20 protein-coding genes are annotated in these 14,789 nt (G+C 36.0%); all 20 read right to left on the bottom strand.

Annotation, left to right across the window (positions count from 1 at the left end):
- Nucleotides 1-252: 252 nt before the first annotated feature.
- The 20 genes from HND50_17625 to HND50_17530 all read right to left on the bottom strand — a co-directional run bounded on the left by HND50_17625 (nt 253) and on the right by HND50_17530 (nt 14,652).
- The gene (locus HND50_17625; protein NOG47065.1) at nt 253-1,332 is read right to left on the bottom strand and encodes a Saccharopine dehydrogenase; all 1,080 of its coding nucleotides are present in this window, start codon (nt 1,330-1,332) and stop codon (nt 253-255) included.
- A 9-nt stretch (nt 1,333-1,341) separates the two neighbouring features.
- Complete coding sequence (locus HND50_17620) at nt 1,342-1,560, bottom strand: YHS domain-containing protein (protein NOG47064.1); 219 nt, start codon at nt 1,558-1,560, stop codon at nt 1,342-1,344.
- 197 nt (nt 1,561-1,757) lie between these two features.
- Entirely contained in the window at nt 1,758-2,456 is a 699-nt protein-coding gene (locus HND50_17615; protein NOG47063.1) for a hypothetical protein, read from the bottom strand.
- A 20-nt stretch (nt 2,457-2,476) separates the two neighbouring features.
- Nucleotides 2,477-2,686 (bottom strand): hypothetical protein, encoded by a 210-nt coding sequence (locus HND50_17610; protein NOG47062.1) that lies wholly within the window; start codon nt 2,684-2,686, stop codon nt 2,477-2,479.
- Nucleotides 2,687-2,847: 161 nt separating this feature from the next.
- A complete protein-coding gene (gene rsxA / locus HND50_17605; protein NOG47061.1) occupies nt 2,848-3,432 on the bottom strand; it encodes an electron transport complex subunit RsxA in 585 nt (194 codons plus the stop codon).
- A 17-nt stretch (nt 3,433-3,449) separates the two neighbouring features.
- Nucleotides 3,450-4,079, bottom strand: a complete 630-nt coding sequence (locus HND50_17600) for an electron transport complex subunit E (protein NOG47060.1) — start codon at nt 4,077-4,079, stop codon at nt 3,450-3,452.
- 19 nt (nt 4,080-4,098) lie between these two features.
- A complete protein-coding gene (locus HND50_17595) occupies nt 4,099-4,614 on the bottom strand; it encodes an FMN-binding protein (GenBank protein NOG47059.1) in 516 nt (171 codons plus the stop codon).
- 35 nt (nt 4,615-4,649) lie between these two features.
- A complete protein-coding gene (locus tag HND50_17590) occupies nt 4,650-5,624 on the bottom strand; it encodes an RnfABCDGE type electron transport complex subunit D (GenBank protein NOG47058.1) in 975 nt (324 codons plus the stop codon).
- 51 nt (nt 5,625-5,675) lie between these two features.
- Nucleotides 5,676-6,110 (bottom strand): Rieske 2Fe-2S domain-containing protein, encoded by a 435-nt coding sequence (locus HND50_17585; GenBank protein NOG47057.1) that lies wholly within the window; start codon nt 6,108-6,110, stop codon nt 5,676-5,678.
- 2 nt (nt 6,111-6,112) lie between these two features.
- On the bottom strand, nt 6,113-6,289 hold the full coding sequence (locus HND50_17580) for a YHS domain-containing protein (GenBank protein NOG47056.1): 177 nt from the start codon (nt 6,287-6,289) through the stop codon (nt 6,113-6,115).
- Between the two features lie 33 nt (nt 6,290-6,322).
- Nucleotides 6,323-6,481, bottom strand: a complete 159-nt coding sequence (locus tag HND50_17575) for a YHS domain-containing protein (protein NOG47055.1) — start codon at nt 6,479-6,481, stop codon at nt 6,323-6,325.
- A gap of 15 nt (nt 6,482-6,496) precedes the next feature.
- Nucleotides 6,497-8,917 (bottom strand): hypothetical protein, encoded by a 2,421-nt coding sequence (locus tag HND50_17570; protein NOG47054.1) that lies wholly within the window; start codon nt 8,915-8,917, stop codon nt 6,497-6,499.
- Between the two features lie 75 nt (nt 8,918-8,992).
- Nucleotides 8,993-9,361, bottom strand: a complete 369-nt coding sequence (locus HND50_17565; GenBank protein NOG47053.1) for a hypothetical protein — start codon at nt 9,359-9,361, stop codon at nt 8,993-8,995.
- Between the two features lie 49 nt (nt 9,362-9,410).
- Nucleotides 9,411-9,617, bottom strand: coding sequence for an SHOCT domain-containing protein (locus HND50_17560; GenBank protein NOG47052.1), 207 nt, complete (start codon nt 9,615-9,617; stop codon nt 9,411-9,413).
- 32 nt (nt 9,618-9,649) lie between these two features.
- Nucleotides 9,650-9,913, bottom strand: coding sequence for a hypothetical protein (locus tag HND50_17555; protein NOG47051.1), 264 nt, complete (start codon nt 9,911-9,913; stop codon nt 9,650-9,652).
- A 31-nt stretch (nt 9,914-9,944) separates the two neighbouring features.
- Nucleotides 9,945-10,574, bottom strand: a complete 630-nt coding sequence (locus tag HND50_17550) for an isoprenylcysteine carboxylmethyltransferase family protein (protein ID NOG47050.1) — start codon at nt 10,572-10,574, stop codon at nt 9,945-9,947.
- A gap of 80 nt (nt 10,575-10,654) precedes the next feature.
- Nucleotides 10,655-11,260 carry a rhodanese-like domain-containing protein gene (locus HND50_17545; GenBank protein ID NOG47049.1) on the bottom strand — a complete coding sequence of 202 codons (606 nt, stop codon included), beginning with the start codon at nt 11,258-11,260 and terminating at the stop codon, nt 10,655-10,657.
- Nucleotides 11,261-11,489: 229 nt separating this feature from the next.
- On the bottom strand, nt 11,490-13,736 hold the full coding sequence (locus HND50_17540) for a copper-translocating P-type ATPase (GenBank protein ID NOG47048.1): 2,247 nt from the start codon (nt 13,734-13,736) through the stop codon (nt 11,490-11,492).
- A 13-nt stretch (nt 13,737-13,749) separates the two neighbouring features.
- The gene (locus tag HND50_17535; protein ID NOG47047.1) at nt 13,750-13,956 is read right to left on the bottom strand and encodes a heavy-metal-associated domain-containing protein; all 207 of its coding nucleotides are present in this window, start codon (nt 13,954-13,956) and stop codon (nt 13,750-13,752) included.
- A gap of 147 nt (nt 13,957-14,103) precedes the next feature.
- Nucleotides 14,104-14,652: a helix-turn-helix transcriptional regulator gene (locus HND50_17530; GenBank protein ID NOG47046.1), complete on the bottom strand. Its 549-nt coding sequence runs from the start codon at nt 14,650-14,652 to the stop codon at nt 14,104-14,106.
- Nucleotides 14,653-14,789 lie beyond the last annotated feature (137 nt).

Here is a 14,789-nt window from a genome sequence, read left to right as displayed (position 1 = left end):
TAGTTTAGAAGAACTGTTTATGTTCTTAATACAAATGGCATGCCAATATGCTCATTAAGCTATAAACTGTTGAATTTATAACGCCTTGCATTATACATAATTAAAATATTGGACAATTAGTTGACTACTATCCTACATTCTGGTGTATAATATTCATAAAAGAATATTTTAGAAGTTTTGGATTTAGGTAAAATGAAGGCATACCAGCTTGACATTGACATTAGAGAATAAATTTACAACTCCTGCTTTAAACTATTTTAGAATACTCTCTTCAAAACTTACAACATTTTTTAAATTTTCAATGAACTCCAATGGATTAATTAATTGCTCAATATGGAATACTCCCCCATTAACAGATTTAGATTTCAAGACAAACTCAGCAACTTGTGCTGCTACCAATGCAGTGATTTTTGCTTCTCCCTCACCGCTTAATGAACATTCGTATAATACTTCCTCTTTTTGACTATTTCTCGCCTCAACTTTAACTATAAATTGTTTTGATCCAAAGTAAGACACCTTTAATATCCGAATGAGAAAATTTTGTATCGGTTTAAAATCAAATATTTTACTTAAACCAGTTTTTTTAAGAACGGCAATAAAAAGGGTAATTATCTTGGAATCAAAACACAACCATGATGAGGCAGAATTTATTTCAAGAGTTCTTGGAATTACATGTTGATCAGAAAAGTTCAATCGGTAAGCAGTTCTTTTCCCAATATTGTCAGGAAAAATTGTGTGTTTTCCATTCTCAAAACTGCTTACTTGAATTTTTTCACCAAAATCAGTAATGAAATATTTGGTATTTATATTTTCAAGTGTCCACCTAATGGCTGCTTCTCCATGTGATTCTCCAAGACCGAGCATAACATAAATATCAGCATATTTCATATCCTTAATTTTGGATTTGCATAGTTTTGCCAAAAGATTAGTAAGCCCAGGGATCAAACCGACGCTTAAAACCACAGTAGAGCTATAGTTTCTAGCTTCACTATTTAACAACTCGATTTTCGAAAGAAACTCATAAGATGCAGAAACATCGATGTAGTGAATTCCTTGACGTATGCACTCTTTAACAAATTTTATATTTTTTTGATCTATACACACTATGACAATTTTTATTTCGCTTAGTCGTTCATCGTCTATAGAAATTGAGGTTATATCCAATTCTAATGGAATGACTTTCCGATCCAAATTTATTGAAAGCTCTTTTGCTTTTTGATAATTTCTCCCAGCAACAATTACTTGATTTTGAAATATGCTTCCCAGTTTTATTGCAATTATACGTCCAACAGCGCCATAACCTCCTACAATTAAAATCTTATTATTTTCCATAGTTTTTTTTTAACGGAGGTCCAGAGTCAATATCCTCTGACTTGATGATGCATTATTTTTAGTCAGAGGTTTAATCATGTATTTTTCAGGATAGCTTTCGAATTTTTCCTTGCATCCGGGAGTGCATAAAAAATATTCTTTTCCTTTATAGATTATCACGATATGCGCATTCAAACGATTTATTCGTTTATGGCATACTGGATCCGTTTGGATAAAATTGTTTTTCATTTTGAACTCCTTTCATAATTAATTAGGGTACTTTTTTGCTTTATAAAGAATGAAGCCAGCTATTTAGTATATTCTTCCTTGTTGTGTTGACCATGGCTACCACAACCTCCTTTTCCACCATGCCCGCGATGCATAAAAAACATAAACAAAGCAAATAAAATTATATAAATTAATGAGTCTGACATGACTTCCTCCGTCTAAATTGTCTTTATTTTTTTCCAGGTCAGATGTTCGTAGTAACTTGACCACAGCATTCCAAAAGTATATGCAAACACCAATTCTTCTATGGGTATACCAATTATTGATATTCCCGAAATCGCTGATAATGTCCATACTTTCTCAACATATCCTGGCGCAATCCACGCCAAGGCGAGAAAATATATTGCATATAATAAGAGGAATAAAACTCCTCCAATCCATATTTTTGCTTTTAAATCCGGCCGACACCAAAGCGCCGCAAGACCTGCCAGAAACATTGTTAGCGTTGCTGTGTAAATCACATTCCAGTTGATAGTAAAATACAGTATCGGAAAAATTGTCAGCGGTGAAATGAGTGTATAAATATGAAACCGATGATGTTTATGATGCTTTTCATGTTCAGCCATTGCTTCGTGATCAACTCTAAAAACAATATCATACAATACAATTCCTATTCCGCCAATCGCAAAACAAAAAATAAGGCTTTCAATATCAAAACCGGTGCGGTGAGCCAAATCAAAAAGAGATGGGGGATGCCAGTATTCAGGAACAAAAATTGGTTCTGTTAATCCAAAAGGCATTGTAAGTAAACTAGCATACCACATTCTTTTTCTTGCTTTAATATTAATAATGTAAATACCAAGCCAAATAACAAGTAAACCAAGCGACCATGTAAACCATACATATGTGTCCGACATTTATCTTTCCTTATTTTGTACTATAGCGTTTTTTGCAGTGATGCAACAGTTCCTCTATTCTTAGGGGATATCAGGCAATCACTGCAATCTTCCGGCTCTTTTTCTTCATGGCAGCCTGGTGCAGATTTGTTACTTAAAGACTTTACTTTATCGCCCATTCTGAATACCAGGTAACCAAGAGAACCGATCAATACAGTTCCTGCTAAAGTGTTTAATAATAAAGATTCCACGATACCCTCCTGTTTTTATCTATGTAAAAACAAAAAACATGCCATTACTAAATGCATTATTTATACTGGTTTGAATTGATATATAGTGCTATAAATGTAGGATTTTATACAAGTGATTGTAGATCTTTATACAATCTTAAGGTTTTAAGTGAGTAGGTTGATTATTGAGCGATCATTCCACCAAATCCCATAAAGGCCAGGGCCAGGATTCCAGCTATAATCAGGGTAATAGGGCCTCCTTTAAAAGGTTCCGGTACATCTGCAAAATCAAGTTCCTCTCTTATACCGGCCATAATAATAATAGCTAAGGTAAAACCTGCACCGGCCCCAAAACCAAAGGTAACCGCTTCAAAGAAATTGTACTCGCGTAAAACCATAAAAAGAGCCAGACCAAGGATTGCACAATTTGTGGTAATCAACGGAAGGTAAATGCCCAGGCTTCGGTATAATGGTTCAAACATTTTATGAATAACCATTTCTACAAATTGGACTAATGAAGAAATAACCATAATAAAGCTAACATATTCCAAATATTCCAGACCAAGCGGATGCAGGATTTTGTGATAGATTACCCAGGTAACTACAGATGTAATTGTCATCACAAAAGTAGTGGCCAACCCCATTCCCATCGCAGATTCCCATTTCCCTGAAACCCCCAGGAATGGACAAATACCCAGGAAATATGAAAGAACAAAATTATTCGTTAATACCGCGCCTAAAAATATCAGGACTAATTTTATTTCCATAATTACCTCATAATAAATTATTTACAATGAGCTTCTGCCTGGGATTGAGTTATATAATTAACCAAGGCTATTAAAAATCCCAATGTTATAAAGGCGCCTGCTGGTAATACCATTATAACCCAGGGCTCAAACCAGTTACCAAGAACCGGAAAATTAAAGAGAGTCCCTGAGCCCAAAATCTCCCGGACGGCTCCCAGGACAATCAGCGCCCAGGTAAAGCCCAATCCGAAGCCAAGTGTATCCATTAATGAAAGCCCAATTTTGTTCTTTGAAGTAAAAGCTTCCTGACGCCCCAGAATTAGGCAATTAACAACAATAAGAGGAATATAGGGACCGAGGTTTTTGCTTATTTCGGGAACTTTGGCTGCCATAAACAGGTCGGCAATTGTAACAAAAGTAGCTATAATTACTGTATAACTAACAATCCGAATCTCTTTTACAAATACTTTTCTTAAAGCAGAAATAACCAAACCGGATGAAACTACCGCAAACAATGTTGCTAATCCCATCGATAAACCATTTTCAGCTGAATTAGTAACAGCCAAAGTAGGACACATTCCCAATAACTGTCTGAATACGGGATTTTCTTTCCATATTCCACGCATAAAAACAGACGATTTTTTTAATGTATTACTACTTGTCTTCATTATAAATTCACTCATCCGCTTACTCCGGTATGGATTTTACCTCTTGAATCCTTTTATTAACAATATTTACAACAGCGCGGGTTGATATAGTCGCGCCGGTAATAGCCTGTATTTCAAACGGCGCTTGAGGGTTTTTATTTAAGATGTACTCAATAGGTTTATTGAGTAGTTTTCCAATAAACTGATTTTGAAACTTATCTGAGGATATTTTTGAACCCAAACCCGGTGTTTCTACATTCTCCAATATTTTTAAACCGGATATTTTCTTTTTTAATATGTCAATGCCGATCATTATTTTAATAATACCCTGGTAACCACCACCTTCCGCAACAAAAGCATAACCTGTCCCAATACTGTCTTTGTTTAGCCCTTTGTAAATATTGTTTTCATTATTTACTAAATGGTATGTTTTTGTTTCTGGAAGAACAGTATAAATTGATTTTCGCAACCTGGCTTCCCTGTTTTTTTCAATCAATGGGTAAGCATAATCGGCCATTAGGGAAAGAAAAAATGCCGAAAAAAATCCTATGCCCATTAGGACACCCGCCACCCTAATAAAATGAGGCATCATTAGCTCCTTTGATTTTTGAGTTGCCCAAAGACACGTGGTTGTGAATAGCGTTCAATAAGTGGTGATAAAGCGTTCATTAATAAGATTGAATACATCACACCTTCGGGTAAACCGCTGAAATTACGTATAAGGATGATCAATAAACCTATCCCTAAACCATAAATCCAGCGCCCTTTTGATGTCGCAGGGGATGCTACCATATCTGTAGCCATAAAAAATGTTCCCAGTAGGAATCCACCTGAAAGGATATGGGAAAGTGGATCTGCGTATTGAGAAGGATCCACTTGCCACAAAATTCCACCCAATAAAATAGTGCCTAAAAATACCCCCGCGACTATACGGAAATCTGCTATTTTTCGGATTATTAAATAAAGCCCGCTCAAGGTTATAATGAAAGCGGATGATTCACCTAAAGAACCGCTAATATTTCCGATAAACAAACTTTTAAATTCTGTAAACTGATGTTGAAATTTCATGGCCGCGAGTGGAGTTGCGCCGGTTAGTGCATCCAGTTTAAAACCAAATATTTCTTTGGTTGGATTTGACCATGAGGTCATCAAGACTGGAAAAGAGGCTTGCAAAAAAGCTCGGCCAACTAAGGCTGGGTTAAAACGGTTATATCCCAATCCGCCAAAAACCATTTTACCGATAGTTATTGATACAACAGCACCCAAGGCGGCGGTCCAGAGTGGGAGAGAAGGCGGTAAGATTAATCCTAATAATATTCCCGTAATTAAAGCACTGCCGTCTTGTATTGTCGTTTCCCGTTTACGAAGTTTCTGACAAATATGCTCGGTAATCAGACTTACAACTGAACAAACAGCAATTAATAAAAACGCCCTCAAACCAAAAAAATATATTGCCGATAAGACTACCGGTATAAGCGCCCATACCACGTTAAACATAATTTGCTGCACGTCCTGGCCTTTATGAAGATGCGGCGATGTACTGATAAGTAAAACTTTTGACTTCATAAGTTGCTAGCCCTCGGTTTTGTCTATCGACCTATTAGCACAAAATTCCGATTAGGTTTCTTTTGAAATAAAAATTTTGTCGTCTTTAAGATCGACTTTATACGGTGCCAGCGGTCTTGGCGGCGGCCCGGCGATATTTATCCCATTAAGATTATAATGCCCATTATGGCAAGCGCACCAAATATGCTTATAAGCTTTTCGATACTGAACAGTGCAATCCAAATGCGTACAGATTGCACTAAAAGCTCTTAATTCACCATTTTCCAGGCGTATCAAAATAACAGGTTTTCTTCCAAAACGTATTATCTTACCACTGTTTGGCTCAATCTCATCCAACCTGCCCGCTTCTATTGAGTTGGGCACAGCCTCTGTAATTTTTGGCGGGATTAAGTACTTTACCACAGGGTAAAAGACCATTCCGATTAAAGGGATTGATGTAAACTTCATCAACATATTGAGAAATGAACGTCTGGATTTTTGAATCATTTTTAAAGCACTTTGTCCGAAGATGCTGTACTGTTCTTGCCAAGATATTTTTCAGGGTTCTTCTCAAAAGCTTTCTTACAATCTTGCGAGCAAAAATAATAGGTTTTACCCTTGTATTCACTTGTAGCAGCGGGTGTTTTTTTGTCAACCTGCATTCCACAAACCAAATCTTTTGCCATGATTTTCTCCTAAAATTGATTGGAATTGTTTACTTATTTAATAAATTTTTCCGGCGTCTTTTCGAATTCAGACTGGCATTTAGGGCAACATAAATAATAATCTGTTTTTTTATATGTAATAACTATGTGCGCTTTGTTATGATTAATTTTTTTTCCGCAAACCGGATCTATATGGATAGTTTGTTTTTTCATTTTTTTGCTCCTCGATTAACTTATTTGAGTTGTTTTTTTTAAATCAATTAATTCCTGGTTTTTTGTAGTTTTTAGTAAAAGAAAAACCATTAAAGCAACAAATAAATAGGCCAATGCTCCAAGGTTAACCGCTGTCGAAAAGCCCGCCAATATTCCAACTATGACTGCCAATACAGAACCTGTTACAGAAGCGATTCCGTTAACACCCCACATAATATTTATATAATTCTCAAGCTGATATTTTTTCATTAAACGGATAGACAGCGGAAACGGAAATCCAAGAAAAATACCCAGTGGAAATAACAAAATCACGGCAATTATTTTTGAATCCATGTTAAACTCAAAAAAGAAAGGAAATGCTATGTTATAAATAATTGTGAGCGTTACTACAAACAACGCGCTTATAATAATCGACTGTTTCAAGTACTTTAATATTTTTCCACTTAATAAGCTTCCAGCTCCCGTTCCCAGAAGAAGTGAAAACAATAAGATTGTTAAAGCCAACACCGGTTGTCCTAAATAGAGGTTTAGTTTTTGAAAAAAAGCAATTTCCAATAACATAAAACCATTCCCAGTAAGGAAAAAAATGACCAGAAATACTTTGAGTTGTGGCTTTTTTGCAAACATGTGAAACCGGCCAGATGTGTTTCGTGCCAATAATGGAAGGATAAACAAAACTCCAATTATAATGAGAAACAGCGTAAACAATCCAAAAGGATCGGGTAGGCCGACCTGAAAATTGTAGAAGAAAGGACTATCATCAAATACCGGGCTTATGTCTACTACAGCGCTTTTTATTAGTTGCTCAAACTTGAGCTCACCAGAAGCTATATCTACCAGTATTTGGTCAAACATTCTCCAGGTCTTATCGATATTTACAGATTCATCAGGGTTAACCAACATTTGATCTATAAATGGGACAAAATAGTTACCCCTGTCAAAACCCAATTTGTGCATAAAATCATGACGTATAGATGCTTGTGTCGAATCGAAAGGGCTATTTTTTATCACAATAGTCGGCATCATTCCTGAAGCAATTGTATAAATATGTTTCATAGCTTCCGAATCAGTTATTCCTTTTTCTTTAAAGGAAGAAATGGCAAGAGAAATTATTCGGTAAACCTCCTTATCATTATGGGCGACAATTATTATCCTTCCTTCAGGCGTAAGATGCTTTAGATAATCCGTCATGGCCTCCACTGTAAATAAATAATTTTCTGTCAAAGCATAACCATCAATACTTCGGCTGCTTTTAGTTATTGGAAGAGACATCATAATTAAATCAAATTTTTCAGCACTATTTTTTATATAGTTACGACCTTCGTTGACCACAACTGAAACATTTTGCAGACTACTATAAAGCCCTCCATTGAAAGATTCATAATCTTTAACTATATCTACTAAATCGGGATTAACCTCCACGGCTGTCACTGAGTTAACATCACCCAGCAAAGCCACTATCACGTCCCGGCCTCCACCTGACCCGATAATAAGGGCATTATCCTTCTCATTTTCTTCTAAAAAAAGAAAAGGGAAATATCCGCCAAAATGATATCTAAAATGACCCAGCTTAATTGAATCATTTTGAAGTTCTTGCAGATTATACATGGATGTTCCTGCCGCACCATCTACATAAAGAATCATTTGATCTGGCAAACTTTTACTTTTTACTAAATCAGTTCGGCCAAAAGCGCTCCAACGGCTTTCAACTATCTCTGCCTGTTCATTAACATTATTTAACATGCGGTTCATGTCTTTATTTATATCTTGTGTTACAGGAACCTCTGCATTCTTATCAAAAAGTATTAAAGAGCCGGCAATGGCCAATAAGATAAATACAGAATATAGAACATATCGCTTGATCTCTTTTCCTGTAAAAGCAAGTACTATCGAAGATAAACCGGCAATAACAGTGCTAATTAAAGCGGTATTTACTGCTCCCATAAATTTTATGATTGGGATAATAATTACAATCCCCGTTGCTGCGCCTAATAAATCAAATCCGTAAATAAGGGAACTTTTCTGTGCGAAATTTTTAAAAATTCCCGCCAGAGTCATTCCCAAAAAAAAGAACGGCAATGAAGCTAACAATACATAGATCCACACAATAGATCCCTGAAGGAACTTTATTTCAAACAACGGTACTTTAATTATAATTAGTGTTACCAAACCTATCATGATCGCAGATAACATTGCGTGGGTCTCGTAAGAAGTTTTCGGTGAGATCAATTTCCATCGGTCAAGTAGAAATCCTCCCATTCCAAGTCCAAACATGGCCACTGATAATATCAAAAAAACGTAATGGTAGCTCAGCATTACAGAGAATATCCGTGTTAAGACAAGTTCAAAAATAATCATGCTCATTGATATTAATGCCGTTGCCATAGTAACTAATACAACGTTTTTCCTGGCTGGTGTATTATTTTGAATGTTCATAATATTTTCTCGGAATTGAACTTTCTATAAGTTTTTCACATCCATTGTAATGGGGATAGAATTGTTTTCATCACTTTACCTTTTTTCAGGATGATGTTTTTCATGATCATCTTCATTCACTGATTTTTGTGTCGTATCTTTTGATTGCATCAACATGTTTTTCATCATTGAGTGCATATCATTATCTTTCATCATCATTTTACACATACCCATCATTTTGTCTGAATCCGATCTACATGCGTCCATCATCTTCTGCATCATTTTTGAACGCATATGATCATCTTTTGACATGTGCTCCATCATCATATTAACCATGGTCGTATCGTTCATCATTTCTGTAATTTGTTTATTTTTTTCCGAATTCATCTTTTTGTCCTGATCCTGAGCAGAAACAAATGATAAAAACAGACTTGTAATTAAGATTGTATATATTAGGTTTTTCATAGTTAAATCTCCTTTTGTTGTGAGCAAATTTTTGTTAAAACAAATTCAATTAATCAATTTCATTTTTCTTTTCTAAAAATTCTTTTTTATTTATTTCTCCCCTTGCAAAACGTTTCTTTAGAATTTCCAGGGACGTATCTTCATGGGTGTCTGTACTTTGACTGAAGATCCATTTAGTGCCCATTATTATTCCAATTATTATAAATCCCCACCAAAAGATCATCATTCCGCCACCAAACCAGTTTAGATCATGCATTTTTTACTCCTTACAGATATAAATTTCTTTGCCTAACTTTCCAATTTATCTTTGTGGAAAAAGTTATAAATTGGCACAAAAACCACAGCGGTATAAACCCCATAACCAACCGTCCCGACCAATCCAATAAGAAAGCTAGACCAGCTTATCCATGAAAATCCGGGTAAAACAGTTTCCCATATCTTGGACATTGACCATTGTGGAAAAACAAAATCAAAAAGAATACACAGAACGTAGGTGATAATTAGAAAGATAGTTGTTGTATAAGCCACCGGTATAATTGATAATTGTTTCATAATAATGCTCCTTTAGTACTAAAAAATGTAATTACCAGAACCTCTTGTTCTTCGGGATAAATGCAGGAACTTGTTCCCTGTACAAGGCATATTCCTCCCTGAATTGTGTTTCAACTTCCCCTTCTTCACGCCGTGCCAGCATATAATATGCGTACATTAAAACAGGCCACATAATAAGTGTAATTAGTGTTGGCCATTGAATTAGCATCCCGATTGTTATTAAAAATAATCCGGTGTATTGAGGATGGCGTACATGTGCGTAAATACCATCCTTTACAAATTTCCCTTTCGCACTATGGATTTGTCTCCAACCATTGCTCATAATAGACAATCCTAAAAACATAACTAACCCGCCGAGCAAGCAAATAGCATATTTCAGCCATTCCGAGGCACCAAACAATGTGCCCAACAAATGCCCGTTTACGTGCTGAAAAGGATCAACAAGAGATAAATTATCACCAAATAAAGAGATGATGACATAAATACTTAACGGAAAACCATACATCTCCACAAACAATGCAACGATAAACGCAGTAAAAACCCCTAGTGTGCGCCATTCATATTTTTTCTTCGGTCGTAAGAACCCAATAACAAACACTCCGAAAAGTATTATGTTGAAAACTACCATGGTCCATAGACCGTAATCATAAGAATCATGCATTTTTATGCCTTTTTACCTCTTAAAGAAAAACAAATCCCAAAAACATTTTAAATATCCCTTTTTAAATTTGATTAAAACTTTTATTTACTATTCAATGAGTAGCCATTTTCTACCCATTCTTGCATACCACCCTCTAAATTATAAACATTAGTATAACCTAAATCTGCTAGTTTTTGAGCAGCAATCCTGCTCATATTGCCACTTCGGCAGTACAAAATCACAAGAGCATTTTTATCTTCAGGAAGTTTATCCAAATTCATTTCGATTTCGTCAAAAGCAATTGTGTAATCAGTTTCGACTATATTTCCCGCAAGTGGTTTGTGGGTATTTATTAAAAAAATATCTTCAATCTCCATCCATTCATATAACTCGTCTGGGGAGACTGTGAAATATGAGTTTATATTCTTTGTCCAAGTATTTTCCTGTGTTTTTTCCGGACAATTTTTTGTGAACTCTACAGGTTCAATTACCTCTATTAGATTTATATTTTCAAAATCATTATAAAAATTGCCTCGTCCCGATACAATAATTGATTCACCACTGAGTTCTGTCATTAATGCAATTTCTTTTTCATATACCGGGCATTCTGCTTTGCCATTTGCATATCGGATTTGCCCTGAAGTAACAACGACACCTGAAAAAATAAATACAATTAGAAATGATTTTGAGTATTTTGAAATATTCATTTTAAAACTCCTTATGTATAGTTGATTATTAGTATTACAAAGTATATGCCAGCAATCTTGAACACGCCTAAACAGTTGATTTCCGGCGGTTTATAACTATTTGATACTTTTCAATGAGATTCAGGTGGGTAATATCCTACAAACTATTTGGGGACTATTATGCAGATAAAAAAAGGCAAACACAGAAGATAATGCTTGCCTTGGTTAAAAATAGTTGATGATTTCTTGTTTACAAACGAGAACGTTTTAATCGTAATGAGTTACTTATGACACTTACAGAGCTTAAAGCCATGGCCCCAGCGGCAAACATAGGATTTAATAAACCCAATGCAGCAATAGGGATCCCAATTATGTTGTAAATAAAAGCCCAGAAAAGATTTTGTTTAATCGTTCCCATTGTTTTTCGTGAAAGATTAATAGCTGAAGTCACACCTTTTAAATTCCCTTTTACCAGAGTAATATCGGATGCCTCAATTGCAATGTCTGTTCCTGATCCGATAGCAATACTAACATCTGCATGAGCCAAAGCCGGTGCGTCATTGATGCCATCACCAACCATTGCAACTGTACGACCTGCGGTCTGGAGTCTGTTTATTTCAGCCAGTTTATCTTGAGGGTATACTTCAGCTTTTACATTCTCAATGCCAGCCTCTTGTGCGATTGCTAGAGCAGCTTCATGCTGATCACCGGTGAGTAGAACAACATTTATATTCATTTTTTGCAAAGCCGTAACTGTTTCTTTAGCCTCTGGTTTTAAAGTGTCAGCAAGGGCAATTGTGCCTACAATTTCCTTTTTTAGAGCCACTGCAATAATAGTGGCACCCTTAACATTTGCTTTCCTTGCCGATTCTTCTTCTCCATTCAAATTAATGCCCTGATTCTTTAAAAATGCAAAGCGGCCAATTGATACTTCATTGCCATTTACCATGGCCGAAATGCCAAGCCCGGTATGCGAATTAAAATTCTCTATATTTAAAAGAGAGATGTTCTTTTCCCTGGCATAACTTGTTATAGCATTGGCTAAAGGATGTTCAGAATAATTTTCTACTGAAGCGGCTAATTGAAGTAACTCCTCTGAATCCATTCCATTAAAAGTTTTAACTTCTTTAACTGTAGGTTTTCCAACCGTTAATGTCCCTGTTTTATCCATGACAACTGTATCCACCTTATGGGCAAGTTCAAGGCTTTCTGCATTCTTAATTAGTATCCCCTTAGAAGCCCCTAATCCGGTTCCAACCATTATTGCTGTTGGAGTAGCCAAACCAAGCGCACAAGGGCAGGCAATAATTAACACCGCAACAAAAATCACCAATGCTGCCGTTAATGGTAATCCAAAAACAATCCATGCCAGAAATGAAACAAGCGAAACTGTAATGACAGTAGGAACAAAAACAGCGGCAATCTTATCTGCAAATGCCTGAATGGGTGCCTTTGAGCCCTGAGCTTGTTTTACCAACTCTACAATCTGAGCTATCATTGTATCCTTTCCGATTGCAGTTGCCCTAATCATAAGGCTGCCGTTTTGATTGATTGTTCCACCGATAACCTTGTCCCCCGGCTGCCTTTCAACCGGCAAACTCTCCCCTGTCACCATAGATTCATCTATTGCTGTGGATCCGCTAATAATAAGTCCGTCCACAGGGATTTTCTCTCCGGGTCGTACTATTAGCTGGTCATCAAGTATAACTTCACTTAAGGGAATCTCATATTCCTGATCACCACGTAATACACGAGCGGTTTTGGGTTGCAAATCAAGAAGTTGTTTTATAGCATCAGTTGTTTTGCTTTTGGCCTTGGCTTCTAAAAGCCGTCCAAGTAGAATCAGCGTGATAATCGTAGCCGCAGTATCAAAATAAATGTGCTGACCTGCGTTCGTAATCCCCAACCATTGTGAAAATAAAACTGCAATAAGACTATACCCGTAAGCTGCCCCTGTCCCGACTGCTACCAAAGTATTCATATCAGCAGTTAAATGTTTTGCTGCTCCCCAGGCCGCAGTAAAAAACCGTTTTCCCGGGCCAAATAAAACAATTGATGTAATTATCAGGAGCAACTTGTTTATTGTATCTTCTGTTACCGGGATAGCCTCAGAAAAAGCAGGCCACATCATTAGCATACTGACAATCATAACCGGCAATGCCAAAACGGCACTAAAATAAAAATCAGATTTGAGTTTCGAAAACATTCCTGATTGAATTGATTGTGCCCCTTCAGTTGCTGTAGTCTGGGTTGTATTACTATCATTTGATTGCGGCAAATGAAGTTTATACCCTGCCTCTTCAACAATTGTAGCAATTTCTTGCAAATCTTGTTTCTCTGAATCTAAATCGAGGGTGACCTCTTCAGTGGCAAGATTTACATTCACATAATTTATGCCATCAATTTTGTTTAAGGTTTTTTCTACCCTCGCCACACAACTGGCACAGGTCATTCCCTCTACAGGTAATGTCATTTTTCGTATTGACACAGCCTCCATTATATCCTCCATACTATTTTGATATTAGAGTGAAACCGGCTGCTTCAACTGCTTCATTCAGCTCATTACTTGATACCTGATCTGTTTCATATTCTACTAAGGCTGTTCCTATATTTACTTCTTTAATAGTAAGTTCCTGAAGATTACTCAGTTCTTTTGTTAATGACATAACACAGTGCTGGCAAGACATTCCTTCGATCTTAAGATTTTTGACAGACATAATATTCTCCTTATGGTTTGGTTTATTTAAATAATTTGGAAGAATATAAGGACACCAAAAATCAAAGCATTACACAATTTCGGGATTTTGTTATAGGATTTTAAGATGGATTATAAACGTTTGAAAAGCGATTTGAAATAAAGCGGGTTAAACTACCTTGTCAAGAGGTTTACGAAGGTTGGCAGTCATGTTTTTAAACTGGCTGGCGGTTAAACCGGTAACATTTTTGAATTGAGCAGACAAATGTTGGACACTACTATACCCTAATTTATATGCGATTTCACTTAAGTTATTTTCATCATATTTGAGAAATTCCTTGGCCCTTTCAATCTTTTGCAGAATGATAAATTGCTCAATTGTAATGTTGGCTACTGAAGAAAAAAGGCCGCTAAGATAATTGTAATCCATATGCAACTCATCTGAGATATATTTTGAATAATTCGTTTTTTGGGGATCATAATCTGCATCCTTTTGGATTAAACGAATAACAATATTTTTTATGGTTTCAATTAAACGAGCTTTTTTATCTTCGATTAATTCAAACCCATTTTGAATAAGCGTGCTACGAATTAAGTCCTCAGGCGGATCGTTCACATCTGAATTTATTTCAACTTCGCCAAGTTCAACATGCGAGACCTTTAAACCAATGTTTTGTAATTCGTCCTTAACTACACGAATACAGCGATCACACACCATATTTTTGATATAAAGAGTTGTGTTTTCATTTTTTTGCATAATTAATTGTTAAAATAATACATGATTATTATGATATTGAATACCAATCTAATCCTTATCTGAATATTCGTCAATCTTATGAAAAATTCTTACCGCTA

The sequence above is a fragment of the Calditrichota bacterium genome, assembly GCA_013112635.1.
Taxonomy (GTDB): Bacteria; Calditrichota; Calditrichia; order Calditrichales; family J004; genus JABFGF01.
The sequence above is the reverse complement of the archived record's forward strand: the minus strand, read 5'-3'. Positions and strand labels throughout refer to the sequence as shown.